Source organism: Rathayibacter sp. AY1F2, from assembly GCF_002930885.1.
In the GTDB taxonomy this organism is placed as follows: domain Bacteria; phylum Actinomycetota; class Actinomycetes; order Actinomycetales; family Microbacteriaceae; genus Rathayibacter.
Genome location: NZ_PSVG01000010.1, coordinates 14,910 through 31,256, shown reverse-complemented (window position 1 = coordinate 31,256; position 16,347 = coordinate 14,910). Strand labels below are relative to the sequence as shown.

The following is a 16,347-nucleotide window of genomic DNA, read 5'->3' as shown; positions in this document are numbered from 1 at the left end:
ACGGGCGCGGGTCAGCCGCCGTGCGTGAAGCGGCCCGCCAGGAGGGTCGCGGCGACCGGCATGGATCGGAGGGCTCCTGCATCGGCGGCGAGCGGATCGCGGTCGACCACCACCAGATCGGCGGGATCGCCGGCCGCGGGCGTGAGCCGGCGCACCCGGGTCGAGGCGACGATCGCCTCCTCGACGCTCACCCGCTGCTCCGGATGCCATGGCTCGTCGCCCGGCAGCGCCCGCGCGACCGCGGCCGAGATCGCGACCCACGGGTCGAGCGGAGCGACCGGAGCGTCCGAGCCGAGCACCACGCGGGCCCCGGAGTCGAGCAGCGAGCGCAGCGGGAACGCCCGGCCGGTGCGTCCCGGCCAGTACCGCTCCGCCACCTCGCGGTCGTCGAGCGCGTGCGCGGGCTGCACTCCGGCCTCCACGCCGAGCGCGGCGAACCGCGGAAGGTCGGTCTCCGCGAGCAGCTGAGCGTGCTCGATCCGGCCCCCGCCGACCCGGCCGAGCGCGTCCAGAGCCAGCGTCGCCGCGGCGTCTCCGATCGCGTGCACGGTGGAGCGGATGCCCCCGGCGGCCGCGCGGGCGAGCAGCTCGTCCAGCTCGGCGGGCTCCACGGTGAGGACGCCGTTGCCGTCGTGGTCGGCGTAGGGGTGGGCGCAGTAGGCGGTCCTCGTGTTGAGGGAGCCGTCGATCAGGACCTTGAGCGGGCCCATCCGCAGCAGGCCGTCACCGCCGTCGAGTTCGTCGCCCGTGCGCAGTCCCTCCGCGAGGGCGCGGTCGAGGTGGTCGCGGTAGACGCCGGTGTCGACGCGGAGGGAGCGTGCTCCGCCAGCGACGCGACGGGGCCAGTCCCCCACATTCCAGCGCATCTCGAGGTCGACGACGCCGACCACCCCGCGAGCCGCAGCCCGCCGCGCCGCAGCGTCGGCGAGTGCGTCGAGCTCGTCGTCGCCGAGGGCGCCGAGTGCGGTGACGAGCTCGAAGCAGGCGTCCTCGCGCAGCAGCTCGGGCTCGGGAGCGACGGCGTAGCGCCGGTACGCGGCGGAGTTCAGCCAGGCGCAGTGCAGGTCGCCGCTGATCAGCACGACGGGCCGCTCCGGAGAGACCTCGTCCAGGAGCGCGGTCGTCGGCGGCTCCGGCCAGAGGCCGTCGCGGAAGCCGAAGCCGATCAGCGTGCCGGTACCGGGCTCCTCCGCCAGGCGACGTCGGACCGCGTCCGCCGTTCCGCGGGCCGAGTCGGCTGACGAGACGTCCAGGCGCGGGGCCGTCATCGCCCACTGGGAGAAGTGGACGTGCTCGTCCCAGAGGCCGGGGAGCACCCAGCGCCCGTCGAGGTCGCGCACCTCGTCGCCCGGGGCGGCGGCGGCGTCCGGTCCGACCGCTTCCACGCGGCCGTCGCGCAGGAGCACGGCACCGGGTCGGGACGAGCCGAGGAGGCGGGCGCCCCGGAGCAGGAGACCGCCGGTCATCGGGCGGCCTCGCGGAGCGCGGGGCGGACGGCTCGGCGGGTGCGCGACCGGGCCGACCGCTCTCCACCCGCGCTCACGACTGGCACACCGGGCACCAGTAGAGCTTGCGCGCGCCGATCTCCTCGAGCAGCACGTTCGTGCCGCAGACGCGGCAGGGCAGGCCCTCCCGCTTGTAGACGTAGTTGCGCTCGGCGCGGCTGCGGACGGCTTTCGAGCGCTCCGTCTTCGTCAGGCCGCGGCGCGTGATCATCATCCCGGTCCGGATGCCGTCCTCGAGCAGGTCCGCCCAGTCCCGCCACAGCTCCTGTGCGAGCTCCAGCGGCACCTGCTTGCCGGGAGTGTGCGGGTCGAGGCCGGCGCGGTAGAGCAGCTCCGCGCGGTAGATGTTGCCGATGCCGCTGACCACGGACTGGTCCATCAGCACCAGCCCGACCGGCGTCGCCGTCCTGCGGAGCCGGTTCACGAAGCGGTCGCGCGCCTCGTCGGAGTCGTCGTCGGCCGGATCCGGACCGAGGCGGGCGAGGAGGGCCTCCACCTGGGCGGGGTCCATCACCTCGCAGGCGGTGGGGCCGCGCAGGTCGGCGACGGTCTCCTCCGTCATGATGCGCACGCGCACCGCGCCCACGGGCGGCGGCGGGAACTCGTCGAGATCGGAGTCGGTCTCGTGCTCCGTCTCGGAGAGGCGCACGGCGCGGCGGCGCCGGGGAGCGCCGATGCTGCTGCCGGCCTTCCCGTCCGGGAACAGCGGCGAGACGTGCCCGAGGAAGTCCCACGCACCGTAGAGGCCGAGGTGGACGTGCAGCGTCAGGTCGCCCTCGAAGCGCAGCAGCAGGTGCTTGCCGACGGCCGTGGACTCGAGGACCTCGCGCCCGTCGAGGAGCGCGGCTCCTTCGGTGAAGCGACCCTGGGGGCTGCTGGTCGCGACGCGGTGCCCGACGACGTCGCGCTCGAACTGCAGGGCGATCCGGTGGACGGAGTGCCCCTCGGGCACTCAGCGCTCCTTCGCGGCGGAGTCGACGACCCGGCCGGCGATGTCGCCGGTGGCCTCGTACTCGGCGAGCTGCGCGATGCGGCGCACGTGCCGCTCCTCGAAGGTGAAGGGCTCGGCGACGAACGCGTCGATGAAGCCGGTGGCCTCCTCGACGGAGTGCTGGCGGGCCCCGATCGAGATGACGTTCGCGTCGTTGTGCTGGCGGGCCAGCACGGCGGTGCTCAGGTTCCATACGAGCGCCGCGCGCACGCCCGCGACCTTGTTCGCCGCGATCTGCTCGCCGTTGCCCGAGCCGCCGAAGACGACGCCGAGAGCCTCGACCCCCGCCTCCTGATCGCGGACGACCGCGGCGGCGGCGTTGATGCAGAAGGACGGGTAGTCGTCCAGCGGGTCGTAGGACGTGGGGCCGTGGTCGATCACGTCGTGACCGGCGGCGCCGAGATGCTCGATCAGGTGACGGCTGAAGTCCAGCCCTGCGTGGTCCGTGGCGATGTGGATGCGCACGAGAGAACTCCTCCGGAAGAGCCGTCTGGGGCCCGCGGTGCCCGGGCCGGTAGCCAGAGTACCGCGGGTCGGCTCAGTCGAATTGCGGGTCGCGGGTCCGCGAGCGCTTGAGCTCGAAGAAGCCGTCGAAGGAGGCGGCGGCGACGATGCCGTCCCAGAGGGTCAGCGCCTGCTCGCCCCTCGGGATCGGCGAGATGACGGGGCCGAAGAAGGCGACGTCCCCGATCGCGATGACCGGGGTGCCGACGTCCTGGCCGACCCGCTCGATCCCGTCGAAGTGGGAGGCGCGCATCGGCTCGTCGTGCTCGTCCGAGTCGGCGTGGGCGGCGAGCTCCGCGGGCAGGCCGAGCTCGGCCAGCGACTCGGCGATCACCGCGTCGACGTCGGTGCGCCCGCCCGGGTGGATCCGGGTGCCGAGCGCGTCGTAGAGCGGCTTCACGTGCTCGCGGCCCTCGCGCTCGGCGACGGCGGCGACCAGGCGCGTGTAGCGCAGCGCGCGCGGGAGGAAGGCGCGGTACGAGTCGTCCACGTCCTTGTCCTCGTTGAGGACGGCGAGGCTCATGATGTGCCACTGCACGTCGAGGTCGCGCGCGGGGGTCACCTCGTCCACGAATCGCGAGGTCATCCAGGCCCACGGGCAGGAGGGGTCGAACCAGAAGTCCACAGAGGTCATGGGGACACGCTACGCCGCTCGCCGGGGCCGCGTCCGCGCTCCCCGGCGGCTCCGCAGGATCGGCGCCACGGGGCTCCACGGCGGGTCCCGGCAGCTCTAGGGTGGATCGGCGGCGCCCGCACCCCGGCGCCCGCGGCAGCGCCCGAGACGAACGGATGGAGCACCCCCGTGCCAGGAGACAACCTCACCCGGAGCGAGGCGCAGGAGCGCGCCTCGCTGATCCAGGTCCACGACTACGACATCGCCCTCGACCTGACCCGGGGAGCCGAGACCTTCCTCAGCACCACCACGGTGCGCTTCTCCGCCACCGAGGGCGCCTCGAGCTTCATCGACGCCGTCACGGGCACGGTCCACTCCGTCACCCTCAACGGCGCGGAGCTCGACCCCGCCGACGTCGCCGACGGCGTCCGGATCCGCCTCGACTCCCTGGCTGCGGACAACGAGCTCACCGTCGTCGCCGACATGCTCTACACCAACACGGGCGAGGGCCTGCACCGCTTCGTCGACCCCGTCGACGGCGAGGTGTACCTGTACTCGCAGTTCGAGGTGCCCGACTCCCGCCGCGTCTTCGCGGTGTTCGAGCAGCCGGACCTCAAGGCCGAGTTCCGCTTCACCGTCACCGCACCCGCGCAGTGGCAGGTCGTGTCGAACCAGCCCACTCCCGAGCCGGTCCCGGCGGGCGAGGGGATTGCGACCTGGAGCTTCGAGCCCACCCCGCGCATCTCCTCCTACATCACGGCCCTCGTCGCCGGACCCTACGTGGTCGAGACCGACTCGCTCGTCTCCTCCGACGGCCGCACCATCCCGCTGGGGGTCTTCGCCCGGGCCTCGCTCGCGCCCTTCCTCGACGCCGACTACGTGTTCGAGAAGACGAAGCAGGGCTTCGCCTTCTACGAGGAGAAGTTCGGCGTGCCGTACCCGTTCGCGAAGTACGACCAGCTGTTCGTCCCCGAGTTCAACGCCGGCGCGATGGAGAACGCGGGAGCGGTGACCTTCACCGAGACCTACGTGTTCCGCTCCAAGGTGACGAACGCGATCAAGGAGCGCCGGGTCGTCACGATCCTCCACGAGCTCGCCCACATGTGGTTCGGCGACCTGGTCACGATGAAGTGGTGGAACGACCTCTGGCTCAACGAGTCGTTCGCCGAGTACGCCTCCACCCTCGCCACCGCGGAGGCGACGGAGTGGACCGAGGCGTGGACCACCTTCGCCGCGATGGAGAAGAGCTGGGCCTACCGCCAGGACCAGCTGCCCTCGACCCACCCGATCGTCGCGACCATCAACGACCTCGAGGACGTCCAGGTCAACTTCGACGGCATCACCTACGCCAAGGGCGCCTCGGTGCTCAAGCAGCTCGTCGCGTGGGTCGGCGAGAAGGAGTTCCTCGCCGGCGTCCACGAGTACTTCGTCAAGCACGCCTTCTCGAACACGGAGCTGCGCGACCTGCTGGTCGAGCTGGAGGCCACCAGCGGGCGCGACCTCACCGAGTGGTCGGCGCAGTGGCTCGAGACGGCCGGCGTGAACACGCTCCGCCCCGAGATCGCGGTCGACGAGAGCGGAGCGATCGCGTCCTTCGCGATCCTGCAGACCGCGGTCGAGGAGTACCCGACGATCCGCCCGCACCGCCTGGCGATCGGCCTGTACGACTTCGAGGGCGAGCGCCTCGTCCGCGTCGACCGCCTCGAGCTGGACGTCGACGGGGAGCGCACCGAGGTGCCCGAGCTGATCGGCCGCACCCGCCCGGCGCTCGTGCTGCTCAACGACGACGACCTCGCCTACGCGAAGGTCCGCCTCGACGACGCCTCGCTCGCCGTGGCCGTCGAGCACCTCGCGAGCATCGACAGCCCCCTGGCCCGCTCGCTGGTCTGGGGCTCTGTCTGGGACTCGACCCGCGACGCCGAGTCGGCGCCGCGCGACTTCGTCCGCCTCGTCCTGGGCAACGTCGCGACCGAGACCGAGTCCACGACCCTGCGGACGGTGCTCAACCAGCTCGTCGCCACCGCCACCCAGTACGTCGCTCCGGAGTACCGGGCCGAGGTCGTCGAGGAGGCGGGCGATCAGCTGTGGACGCTCGCGCAGAGCGCCGAGCCGGGCAGCGACGCGCAGTTCCAGTTCGTGAAGTTCTTCGCCGCGATCGCGTCCACCCCGGCGCACCTCGAGGCCGTGCAGGCGCTGCTCGACGGCTCCACCGCCCTCGGCGGCCTCGACATCGACACCGACCTCGGCTGGGAGCTGCTGATCGCTCTCGTCGCCGGTGGGCGGGCCGGTGCGGACGACATCGACGCGGCGCTCGCCTCGGACAACACGGCGACCGGCCAGCAGTCGGCCGCGCACGCCCGTGCCGCACTGCCGACCGCGGAGGCGAAGCGCGCGGCGTGGGACTCCGTCACGGCCGACGACTCGGCACCGAACACGATCGTCCGCTCGACGGGCCTGGGCTTCCAGCGCGCCGCCGACCCGCGCCTGCTCGACGCGATGGTCCCGGTCTACTTCGACGCCCTCCGCACCCTCTGGGAGTCGAAGAGCTACAAGATCGCCGAGTACCTGGTCGTCGGCTTCTACCCGGCCGCCACGCCCTCGCAGGAGATCGTCGACGCCACCCGCGCCTGGCTCGACGCGAACCCGGAGGTCCCGGCGCTGCGCCGACTCGTGATCGAGAACCTGGCCGGCGTGGAGCGTGCGCTCCGCGCCCAGGAGCGCGACACCCGGGGCTGACAGTGAGCCGCCCGGTCCCCCGGCGCTCGGCGCTGCGGGACCGGGCGGCTCTCCCCGCTCCCGGCGCCTAGCGCTGCGGGACCGAGCGGCGCTCCGGCCCGTCATAGGCGGACAGCGGCCGGATGAGCGCGTTCGAGCCCCGCTGCTCGATCACGTGGGCCGTCCAGCCCACCACCCGCGCGGCGACGAACAGCGGAGTGAAGATCCCGGTGTCGAAGCCCATCAGCCGGTAGGCGGGGCCGGACGGGTAGTCGAGGTTCGGCAGGATGCCCGTCCGCTCGGCCATCGCCGCGGCCAGAGCGTCGTACAGCTCCATCATCTCGCCGGCCCCCTCATGCTCGGCGAGCCGCCGGAGAGCGGCGTCCATGGTCGGCACCCGCGAATCGCCCGACTTGTAGACCCGGTGGCCGAACCCCATGACCTTCCGGCGCTGTCCGAGAGCCTCGGCGAGCCACTCGCGGGACCGCCGGTCCGCCTCCGGTCCGGTGCCGACCTCGTCGAGCACGTGCAGCACGGCCTCGTTCGCCCCGCCGTGGAGCGGTCCCTTGAGCGCTCCCACGGCGGCGGTCACGGCGGAGTGGACGTCCGACAGCGTCGACGTCACGACGCGGGCCGTGAAGGTCGAGGCGTTGAAGGAGTGCTCGGCGTAGAGCACCAGCGAGACGCGGAACGCGTCGACGACGACCGGCTCCGGCACCTCGCCGAAGGTCGTCCAGAGGAAGTTCTCGGAGTAGTCGAGGTCGTCGCGCGGATCGATCGGCTCGAGGCCGCGCAGGCGGCGCTGAGCGTAGGCGACGATCGCCGGCAGTGCCGCCCAGAGCCGCACGGAGCGCTCCAGCACGGCCTCGGGAGCGTCGGCGTCCGGATCCTCCTCCAGCGCGCCCAGGACGCTCACCGCCGTTCGCACCACGTCCATCGGGTGCGCCGACAGCGGCAGCAGGTCGATCACGGTGCGCACCTCGGGGGCCAGGGCGCGGTGGGCCCGCTCCACGGCGGCCAGCCCGGCCGCCTCCTCCGCAGTGGGGAGCTCGCCGTGCCAGAGCAGCCAGGCCACGTCCTCGAACGAGGTCCCCGCCGCGAGCTCCTGCACGGGATAGCCGCGGTAGAGCAGCGAGTTCGACGCCGGGTCGACCTTCGAGACGGCCGTCGTGTCGACGACGACCCCCACGAGTCCCTTGCGGATGTCCTGATCGGTCGTGCTCATCCTTCGCTCCTTCGCGAGAGGCGGGCGGCGGCACCGGGGAGCGCCGCCGGTTCGTGCGGGTCGGCGCGCTCAGGCGCCGTAGTGGTCGGCGAGCGAGAAGTCGAAGACGCCCTCGTCGAAGCGGCTGTACGAGGCGTAGTCGAGGAGCTCGTAGAGCTCGGCGCGCGTCTGCATGCCCGCGACCTCCGAGCGGAGCGAGCCCTCCGCCTTGAGGGCGTCGAGTGCCCGCATCGCGGCGCCCATCGCGATCCGGAGCAGCGAGACCGGGTGGATCACGACGTTGACGCCGACGTCGGCGAGCTGCTGCGCGGTGAACAGCTCGCTCTTGCCGAACTCGGTCATGTTGGCGAGGATCGGCACGTCGATCGCGGCGCGCACGGCCTCGAACTCGGACAGGTCGCGCATCGCCTCGGGGAACACCGCGTCGGCTCCGGCGTCGACGAGGCGCTTGGCGCGGTCGATCGCGGCCGGCAGGCCGTCGAGGGCGCGGATGTCGGTGCGGGCCATGATCACCAGGTCGGAGTCGCGGCGCGCGTCGACGGCCGCCGCGATCCTCCGCACCGAGGTCGCCTCGTCCACGACCGCCTTGCCGTCGAGGTGCCCGCAGCGCTTGGGGTTCACCTGGTCCTCGATGTGCAGCCCCGCGACTCCGGCGTCCTCGAGCATCTGCACCGTGCGAGCGACGTTCAGCGGCTCGCCGAAGCCGGTGTCCGCGTCGACGAGGACGGGCAGGTCGGTCAGGCGCGCGATCTGCTGCGAGCGGCCGGCCACCTCGCTGAGCGTGGTGAGCCCGATGTCCGGCAGCCCCAGCTCGGCCGAGAGCACGGCGCCCGAGACGTAGATCCCGTCGAAGCCCTTCGCCTCGATGAGGCGCGCGGAGAGCGGAGTGAACGCGCCGGGCAGCTGCAGCAGCTCGCCCGAGGCGAGGCGCTCGCGGAAGAGGCGGCGCTTCTCGGCGGGAGTCCGGGTGGAGTGGAGCATCGGGCGTCCTTCCCAGGGCGGTGTCCGGGTCCGAGCGGACCCGCCTCGAATCTATACGCGCTCGGGGCTCGTGCACCCGTCTCGGAGGGAGGCGTCCCGTAGCCTGGAGCGGTCATGCTGCTTCTTCAGACCTCCACCCCGGACCCTGTCGCCGCCACCGTCTCCTTCTTCGAGTCCGAGCCCTTCTGGAAGGTGGTCGCGATCCTCGGGATCGTGCTGGGCGCGCTGCTGGTGCGCGTCATCGCCCACTTCGTGATCGGCCGCGTCGTCGACCAGATCGTGTCGGGAGTGAAGCGCCGACAGCGCGTCGAGGACACCCAGTCGATCGCCGCGTCGCCGCTCGCGGCCGTGCGGGTGGTGCAGCGCACGCGCACGCTCGGGTCGATCCTCAACAACCTGAGCTCGATCCTGATCGTCGTCATCGCCCTGGTCATGATCGTGACGACGATCGACAAGGACCTCATCGGCTCCTTCGCCCTGCTGACGGCCGCCCTCGGCGCGGGCCTCGGCTTCGGCGCGCAGAACATCGTCAAGGACGTCCTGAACGGGCTGTTCATGGTCGCGGAGGACCAGCTCGGGGTCGGCGACGTCGTCGACACCGGGCAGGCGACGGGCGTGGTCGAGTCGGTCGGCGTCCGGGTGACGCAGATCCGCGACGTCAACGGCACCCTCTGGTTCGTCCGCAACGGCGAGATCGTCCGGGTCGGGAACATGTCGCAGGGCTGGTCGCGCGTCATCGTCGACCTGGCCGTGCCCTACGAGACGGACCTCGAGCAGGTGCAGTCCACGGTCCTCGCGACAGCGAACGAGCTGGCGGCGAGCAGTCGCTGGCGGGCCCGGATCATCGACAAGCCCGAGCTCTGGGGCCTGGAGTCCATCGCCGACGACGCCCTGGTCATCCGGGTCGTGGTCAAGACCCGCACCACCGCTAAGGACGACGTCGCCCGCGAGCTGCGCCTGCGCCTGAAGAAGTCGCTCGACGCGCTCGACGTCAAGCTCCCCTCGCTGGCCACCGTCGTCCTCGAGGGCTTCGAGGGGGCGACGAGCGTCGGAGGCGCCAAGCCGCCGCGGACCACGCCCTCCCCCACGATCAGCACCGAGCACGGCAAGCCCGTGCGGCTCCCCCGCGCGCTGCGGCGCGGGAGCGGGACGCCGCCCCAGGACGGCGGCGGCACCTCCGGCCCGACGGGATCGCGCTCGTGAGCGGCCTGCAGATCGGCGGCACGCCTCCGCTGCGCAGCTTCTGGGAGCACATCGGCGGCCGGCCGACGTTCGAGCGACTGGTCCGCCGGTTCTACGAGGGCGTCCGCGAGGACGAGGTCCTCTGGCCGATGTACCCCGAGCACGACCTCGAGGGCGCGATCCAGCGGCTGACCGGCTTCCTCGAGCAGTACTGGGGCGGGCCGGGCACCTACAGCGAGGAGCGCGGCCACCCGCGCCTGCGGATGCGGCACCAGCCCTTCCGGATCAACCCCGAGGCCCGCGACCACTGGCTCCAGCACATGCGGACGGCCGTCGACGATCTCGAGCTCGCTCCGGCCGACGACGCACTGCTCTGGGACTACCTGGAGCGCGCCGCCCACGCGATGGTGAACACCTTCGAGGAGTAGCCGCTCAGCCCGGGGTGCGGACCAGCACGTGTCCGCGCCGTGAGGTGAGGCGGCGCCAGGCGCCGCTCTCGAGCAGGGCGACCGGGTCGTCGGCGCCGAGGAACCCGAGCGCGAAGAGGGCGAACGCCGCTCCCGCCGGGACGTCCTCGAGGCCGTCGAGCGGGCGGCCCCAGACGCTCGACCGCACGCGGCCGACGATCTGCTCGCCCGTCTCGGAGCCGACGGCCGCCGCGATCTCGTCGATCCCCTCGCGCGCGACGCGCTCCAGGAAGCCCGGGTCCACCGGCTCGCGCCGGGTCCAGCCGCCGCGGGGCGGGGAGACGCCCGCCCAGGGCCCCGCCGTCGCGTCGTCGCCGTCGGGCAGGACGACCGGCTTGCCGTCCGCTCCGCCCGGCTCCCACTGCAGGCGGGCGAGGCGGTCCGACAGCGCACGGATCGGCACGACCCGGTCGAAGCCGGCGGGCTCGTCGAGCGCGAAGACGCGCAGGCCCAGCACGGTCGCGGAGCGGTCGAGCAGACCGCGGGGCTGGAGGATCGGCGTGTAGGCGGCCAGCACGTGGTCGTCGGCGAGGAGCCGGACCGCACCGTCCTCGACCCGGGCCGAACGGCCGAGGAAGACGCGCAGATCCGACAGGCTGGGCGGATCCGCCAGGGAGAAGGACGAACTCATCGCGTCGATAAACTTACCCGAGGCCGCTCGCCCGACCGCCCGACACCCCGGAGGTACCGTGCCCGATCCCCTGTCCTCGTTCCTCACCGCGCTCGACCTGACGGACACCGGCGCCCGCACCAGCGAGGACATCTCGACGGGTCCCTCGCAGTGGATGCCCGAGGGGCGGGTCTTCGGCGGCCAGGTCCTCGCGCAGTCGCTCATCGCGGCCGGTCGCACCGTCGAGGGGCGCTCCGTGCACTCGATGCACGGGTACTTCCTCCGCCCCGGGGACGTCTCCCTGCCGATCACGTTCTCGGTCGACCGGATCCACGACGGCCGCTCCTTCTGCACCCGTCGGACGCAGGCCTACCAGAACGGACGCCCCATCCTCTCGATGATCGCCTCGTTCCAGACCGAGGACGAGGGCCTCGACCACCAGGCGCCGATGCCGGAGGGGATCCCCGACCCGGAGTCGCTGCCGAGCACCGCTGAGATCCTCGCGGGGGTCGACCACCCGGTCGGCAGCTTCTGGGCCACGCAGCGCCCCTTCGACGTGCGGCACGTCGAGCAGCCGGTGTACCTCCGGGCCGACCCCGAGCGGGTCGCGCACCAGAGCGTGTGGATGCGCTCGCTCGGACCGCTGCCGGACGATCCGATGCTGCACCGCGCCGCCCTCGCCTACGCGAGCGACTACACGATCCTCGAATCCACGCTCCGCCGGCACGGTGCGGCGTGGACGACGCCGGGCCTGCGGATAGCGAGCCTCGACCACGCGATGTGGTGGCACCGCCCCGCGCGCGTGGACCAGTGGCTCCTCTACGTGCAGGAGGCGCCGAGCGCGTCCGGCGGACGCGGGCTCTCGCTCGGGCGCATCTACACGCAGGAGGGCGTGCTCGTGGCGAGCGTCGCCCAGGAGGGCATGGTCCGCGTCCCCCTGGGCTGAGCTCAGCCCCGCTTCGAGAAGGTGATGGGCTCCTCGACGTAGGGGCCCCACGCCTCGCGGAGCTCCTCCGGGATGCGCTGGGGCCTGCCCGTCGCGGCCGTGACCAGCACCAGAGTGGTGGCCGCCTTCGTGAAGAGCACCCGCGGGACGACGCCGGCGGGCGAGTAGAGCTCGTAGCAGACCTCGAGGCTCGCCCCGCCGATCCGCCCGATCCACAGCTCCACGTCGATCGGCGCGCGCATGTACGGGATCGGCGCGAGGTACTCGATCTCCTGCCGGGCGATGAGGCTGATCGACTCGGCGCCCGGCCGTGCGTCGAGCACCGCCGTCGCCATCCCGCCGGGCTGCGGCGAGTCCGGCTTCAAGAACGCCTGGATGCGCGCCTCCTCGAGCAGGCGCAGCATCTCGGCGTTGTTCACGTGCGCGTAGGCGTCGAAGTCCGACCAGCGCAGCGGGATGGCGACGTGCAGGCGCATCAGTCGCGGGTGAGCTTGCGGTACGCGGAGCGGTGCGGCTTCGCCGCGTCCGGGCCGAGGCGCTCGATCTTGTTCTCCTCGTACGCCTCGAAGTTGCCCTCGAACCAGTACCAGTTGGCCGGATCCTCCTCGGTGCCCTCGTAGGCGAGGATGTGGGTCGCGATGCGGTCGAGGAACCACCGGTCGTGCGTGATCACCACGGCGCAGCCCGGGAACTCGAGGAGCGCGTTCTCGAGGCTGCCCAGGGTCTCGACGTCCAGGTCGTTGGTGGGCTCGTCGAGCAGGAGCAGGTTGCCGCCCTGCTTGAGCGTCAGCGCGAGGTTGAGGCGGTTCCGCTCGCCACCTGAGAGGACGCCGGCCTTCTTCTGCTGGTCCGGGCCCTTGAAGCCGAACTGCGAGACGTAGGCGCGGGAGGGGATCTCGGTCTTCCCGACGGTGATGTAGTCGTGCCCGTCGGAGACGACCTCCCACAGGTTCTTCTGCGGGTCGATGCCGCCGCGGCTCTGGTCGACGTAGGAGATGTCGACCGTCTCGCCGATCTTCAGGTCGCCCGAGTCGAGCGGCTCGAAGCCGACGATCGTCTTGAAGAGCGTGGTCTTGCCGACGCCGTTCGGGCCGATGACGCCGACGATGCCGTTGCGGGGCAGCGTGAAGCTGAGGTCGTCGATGAGGACGCGCTCGCCGAACTGCTTGTGCAGCTTCTTCGCGTCGATGACCTGGGAGCCCAGACGGGGGCCCACCGGGATGACGATCTCCTCGAAGTCGAGCACGCGCGTCTTCTCGGCCTCGGCCGCCATCTCCTCGTAGCGCGCCAGGCGCGCCTTCGACTTGGCCTGACGGCCCTTGGCGTTGCTGCGCACCCAGTCGAGCTCGGTGGTGAGCCGCTTGGCGAGCTTGGCGTCCTTCTTGCCCTGGACCTCCAGGCGGGCGCTCTTCTTCTCGAGGTACGTCGAGTAGTTGCCCTCGTAGGGGTAGAGGTGTCCGCGATCGACCTCGGCGATCCACTCCGCGACGTTGTCGAGGAAGTACCGGTCGTGGGTGACGGCGAGCACGGCGCCGGGGTACTTCGAGAGGAACTGCTCGAGCCAGAGCACGCTCTCGGCGTCGAGGTGGTTGGTGGGCTCGTCGAGCAGCAGCAGGTCGGGCTTCTGCAGGAGGAGCTTGGTGAGCGCCACGCGGCGCTTCTCGCCACCCGAGAGGTTGGTGACGAGGGAGTCCCCCGGCGGGGTGCGCAGCGCGTCCATCGCCTGCTCCAGCTGCGAGTCCAGGTCCCAGGCGTCGGCGGCGTCGATCGCCTCCTGCAGGGTCCCCATCTCGGCGAGGAGACTGTCGAAGTCGGCGTCCGGGTCGGCCATCGCGAGGGAGATCTCGTTGAAGCGGTCGATCTTGCCCTTGATCTCGCCCACGCCCACCTGGACGTTCTCGAGCACCGTCTTGGTCTCGTCGAGCTCGGGCTCCTGCATCAGGATGCCGACGGTGTAGCCCGGGCTGAGCCGCGCCTCGCCGTTGCTCGGCGTGTCCAGCCCCGCCATGATCTTCAGGATCGTCGACTTGCCGGCGCCGTTGGGCCCGACCACGCCGATCTTCGCTCCCGGCAGGAACGACATGGTGACGTCGTCCAGGATCAGCTTGTCGCCGACCGCCTTCCGCGCGCGCACCATCGAGTAGATGTATTCAGCCATGCCCAGTCCTCAAGTCCGTCGGTCTGCGCGGAGTCGGGTCGCCCGCCGGTCCCCTGCTCCGCGCGGAGGCGCTGACGGAGGCTCGGACCGGGGCGGGACGCCGGGCCCCGGCCGACGCGGAGCGCAGGCCGCGGGACCGTCCGCACCAGTCGAGGATAACGGGAACTCGCCGGTCCGCGTCGGAGGGAGCGCCTGAACGCGAACCGCCCTCCGCTCCGGCCGGGCCGGTGGGGAGGGCGGATCGCGTCAGCGGACGACGGTGCGGATCAGCTGCAGGGCGTCAGGCGCTCCACCGCCTCGGACAGCGTGTCCGTGCTGCCGAGCAGGATCACCTGCGTCGCCTTGGACGCGGTGATGTCGGCGAGGACCGCCCGGGGCACGCAGGTGGGCTGGACCGCGAAGAGCGGGCTCCTGGTGTAGCCCGCCGCCGTGGCTCCGGCCAGGGCGTCGGGGAACTTCTCACCGGTCGCGAGGTAGACGGTCGTCGCCGAGGTGAAGGCCGCCTCGTTCAGCTTCTCCGAGGTGTCGTACCGGTCGGTCCCGCCGATGCGGGTGATCACCGGGCCCGTGATCGAGCGCTCGATGCCGGCGCTGACCGAGAGCGTCGAGCCCGCGATCGTCAAGCTACTGACCTTGAGGCCGCTGATGATCTGCTGGGTGAGGGGGTCCACCGTGGAGCCGGTTCCGTTGGTCAGCACCACCGGAGCGCGATTCGCGCCGGCTGCGGCGCTGGCGCTCAGGGCGTCGGGGAACTTCTCGCCCGTGGCCAGCCAGGCCATCGAGGAGCCGCCCCTGAAGGCGTCCTGGAGGATCAGCTTCGAGGTGTCGTAGCGGTCGACTCCGCCGATGCGTGTGGTCTTCCCCTTCGGCGCATACGCGGCCAGGTCGCTGTAGACCTGGCTGCCGACGCTGAGCTCGGAGCCCACGACGACGATCTTCGCGGGCTTGAGACGCGTCAGCTCGGTGCGGACGACCTGGCTCATCGAGTCGCGGTCGACCAGGAGCAGCGGCCCGCGCGCATTGGCCGCGGCGGGTCCGGCGCTGAGCGCGTCCGGGAAGTTCTGCCCGGTGGCGACGTAGACGACGGGGACGTTCGCCGGGAAGGTGCGCTTGGACACCTCGACCGCGGTGCCCTGACGGTCGGTGCCCGAGATGCGCGAGACGACCGGCGAGCCGGCAGGCGGGGCCGTCGGCGTACTGGTCGGCACGGGCGTGACCGGAGGAGTGGTCGGGCTCGGCGTGACCGGCGGGGTGGTCGCGGTGGCCGTCGGGGTCGGCGTGACCGGCGGGGTGGTGGCTCCGCTTCCCGTCACGCGGACCGCGGCGTCCGACGTGATGGTCGCTCCGCGGGGCTGGTCCACCCTGCCGTTGCTGACGCCGGTGACCTGGACCAGGCTGCTGGCGCGGTCCTTGTAGGCGTCGTAGGCGCTCGAGGGGATCGTCACGGTGACCGCGGACCGTCTGCTGTTCGTACTCACCTGGGCGGGGATCCGCTCGGTCCTGCTGGGACCGACATAGGCGGCGAGCCCCTGGAGGTCGTAGAAGTCGTCCCGGTTGGACTCGAGGACGACGGTGTCGCCACCCTTGACGTCCAGAGCCGTGTCGACCTTCTCGTACGCGAAGTACGCGGCGCTCCGCTGGAGCGTCTGTGCGCTGCTGCTGAGGTCGACCCCGCCGACACCGCCGGCGCCGGAGGCTCCGGCGACGGAGAGGGTGGCCGACGTGGTCAGCTCAAAGCCGCTGTCGACCGGCTGGCCGATCGGAGTCTCTTTCTCCTCCAGCGGCGGCTTCTGCGCCGTGATCTGGAGGGCGACAGTCCCACCGCCGAACGAGGAGAGGGGCCGCTTCAGGTCGATGAGGAAGGTGCGATCCCCGGGGTCGAGTTCCACCGACCCTGTGAGGGCGTAGTCGCCGATCACCCAGTTGTACGTCGTGAACGCCGGGTACCTCCCCGTCGGCCGGGCGGAGTCGGACAGCGTGACGTCGAGCCCGGTGACATCTCCCGCCACGGGAGCGGTCTGAGCGGCCGAGAACGTCTCGGTGGTCGACCAGCTGTAGGGGTAGGGCTTCGTCTGCAAACGCGTCTCCGCTGCGGCAGCCGCTCCGGCTCCTGTCGTCACTCCGAGAACGACGGCTGCCGTGCTCGCGACCGCGATGGCGGCGCGCCTCCACCTCGCTCGCGTCGTCGTCTGCGGTCGGGATGTGGTCATGGCGAGTTCCCCCTCGTCGTGGTCCTCGTGCCGAGCACTCCTGTCGGCACGTCCGTCGCGGTGCCCGCGCTGGGGCCCACGTGTCGGTCAGGGCAGCCTAACCGTGCGGAGCGGCGTCCCGGGGAGGGGAGGGCGCCGCCGACCACCGGGATCGTCGACCGGTCCGCTCGCACGAGGCTGTGCTCACGCTCGGATCCGCACCGGTCGGAGTGGTCCTGCAGGAGCGTCGGGCGAACACCG

At 71.9% G+C, this 16,347-nt stretch carries 14 protein-coding genes; 4 read left to right on the top strand and 10 right to left on the bottom strand.

What is annotated here, in order from left to right; genetic code table 11:
* Nucleotides 1–11 precede the first annotated feature (11 nt).
* From C5C54_RS09640 to C5C54_RS09625, 4 genes are all read right to left on the bottom strand, one after another.
* On the bottom strand, nucleotides 12–1,466 hold the full coding sequence (locus C5C54_RS09640) for an amidohydrolase (protein WP_104226732.1): 1,455 nt from the start codon (nucleotides 1,464–1,466) through the stop codon (nucleotides 12–14).
* A 73-nt stretch (nucleotides 1,467–1,539) separates the two neighbouring features.
* On the bottom strand, nucleotides 1,540–2,457 hold the full coding sequence (locus C5C54_RS09635; protein ID WP_104262810.1) for an Fpg/Nei family DNA glycosylase: 918 nt from the start codon (nucleotides 2,455–2,457) through the stop codon (nucleotides 1,540–1,542).
* Complete coding sequence (locus C5C54_RS09630; RefSeq protein ID WP_104223700.1) at nucleotides 2,458–2,961, bottom strand: ribose-5-phosphate isomerase; 504 nt, start codon at nucleotides 2,959–2,961, stop codon at nucleotides 2,458–2,460.
* A gap of 73 nt (nucleotides 2,962–3,034) precedes the next feature.
* Nucleotides 3,035–3,634 (bottom strand): DsbA family protein, encoded by a 600-nt coding sequence (locus C5C54_RS09625; protein WP_104232533.1) that lies wholly within the window; start codon nucleotides 3,632–3,634, stop codon nucleotides 3,035–3,037.
* 168 nt (nucleotides 3,635–3,802) lie between these two features.
* On the opposite strand from C5C54_RS09625, the gene pepN reads away from it, so the two are divergent.
* Nucleotides 3,803–6,349, top strand: coding sequence for an aminopeptidase N (gene pepN, locus C5C54_RS09620; protein WP_104288242.1), 2,547 nt, complete (start codon nucleotides 3,803–3,805; stop codon nucleotides 6,347–6,349).
* Between the two features lie 67 nt (nucleotides 6,350–6,416).
* Here the strand turns inward: pepN and C5C54_RS09615 are convergent, their stop codons facing one another.
* Nucleotides 6,417–7,553 carry a bifunctional 2-methylcitrate synthase/citrate synthase gene (locus tag C5C54_RS09615; protein ID WP_104232531.1) on the bottom strand — a complete coding sequence of 379 codons (1,137 nt, stop codon included), beginning with the start codon at nucleotides 7,551–7,553 and terminating at the stop codon, nucleotides 6,417–6,419.
* A 69-nt stretch (nucleotides 7,554–7,622) separates the two neighbouring features.
* A complete protein-coding gene (gene prpB / locus C5C54_RS09610; RefSeq protein WP_104226736.1) occupies nucleotides 7,623–8,534 on the bottom strand; it encodes a methylisocitrate lyase in 912 nt (303 codons plus the stop codon).
* A 114-nt stretch (nucleotides 8,535–8,648) separates the two neighbouring features.
* Between prpB and C5C54_RS09605 the strand changes: the two genes are divergently transcribed.
* Nucleotides 8,649–9,737 (top strand): mechanosensitive ion channel family protein, encoded by a 1,089-nt coding sequence (locus C5C54_RS09605; protein WP_104288241.1) that lies wholly within the window; start codon nucleotides 8,649–8,651, stop codon nucleotides 9,735–9,737.
* Nucleotides 9,734–10,144, top strand: a complete 411-nt coding sequence (locus C5C54_RS09600; RefSeq protein ID WP_279630823.1) for a globin — start codon at nucleotides 9,734–9,736, stop codon at nucleotides 10,142–10,144. The genes C5C54_RS09605 and C5C54_RS09600 overlap by 4 nt, the downstream gene beginning before the upstream one ends.
* Before the next feature lie 4 nt (nucleotides 10,145–10,148).
* On the opposite strand, the gene C5C54_RS09595 is transcribed toward C5C54_RS09600, so the two are convergent.
* Complete coding sequence (locus C5C54_RS09595; RefSeq protein WP_104247302.1) at nucleotides 10,149–10,814, bottom strand: hypothetical protein; 666 nt, start codon at nucleotides 10,812–10,814, stop codon at nucleotides 10,149–10,151.
* A gap of 58 nt (nucleotides 10,815–10,872) precedes the next feature.
* On the opposite strand from C5C54_RS09595, the gene C5C54_RS09590 reads away from it, so the two are divergent.
* Nucleotides 10,873–11,739, top strand: a complete 867-nt coding sequence (locus tag C5C54_RS09590; protein ID WP_244230637.1) for an acyl-CoA thioesterase II — start codon at nucleotides 10,873–10,875, stop codon at nucleotides 11,737–11,739.
* Nucleotides 11,740–11,741: 2 nt separating this feature from the next.
* On the opposite strand, the gene C5C54_RS09585 is transcribed toward C5C54_RS09590, so the two are convergent.
* The 3 genes from C5C54_RS09585 to C5C54_RS09575 all read right to left on the bottom strand — a co-directional run bounded on the left by C5C54_RS09585 (nucleotide 11,742) and on the right by C5C54_RS09575 (nucleotide 15,975).
* Complete coding sequence (locus C5C54_RS09585; protein WP_104288240.1) at nucleotides 11,742–12,215, bottom strand: thioesterase family protein; 474 nt, start codon at nucleotides 12,213–12,215, stop codon at nucleotides 11,742–11,744.
* Complete coding sequence (ettA, locus tag C5C54_RS09580) at nucleotides 12,215–13,897, bottom strand: energy-dependent translational throttle protein EttA (RefSeq protein WP_104288239.1); 1,683 nt, start codon at nucleotides 13,895–13,897, stop codon at nucleotides 12,215–12,217. The genes C5C54_RS09585 and ettA overlap by 1 nt, the downstream gene beginning before the upstream one ends.
* 266 nt (nucleotides 13,898–14,163) lie before the next feature.
* The gene (locus C5C54_RS09575; RefSeq protein WP_104288238.1) at nucleotides 14,164–15,975 is read right to left on the bottom strand and encodes a cell wall-binding repeat-containing protein; all 1,812 of its coding nucleotides are present in this window, start codon (nucleotides 15,973–15,975) and stop codon (nucleotides 14,164–14,166) included.
* Nucleotides 15,976–16,347: the final 372 nt, after the last annotated feature.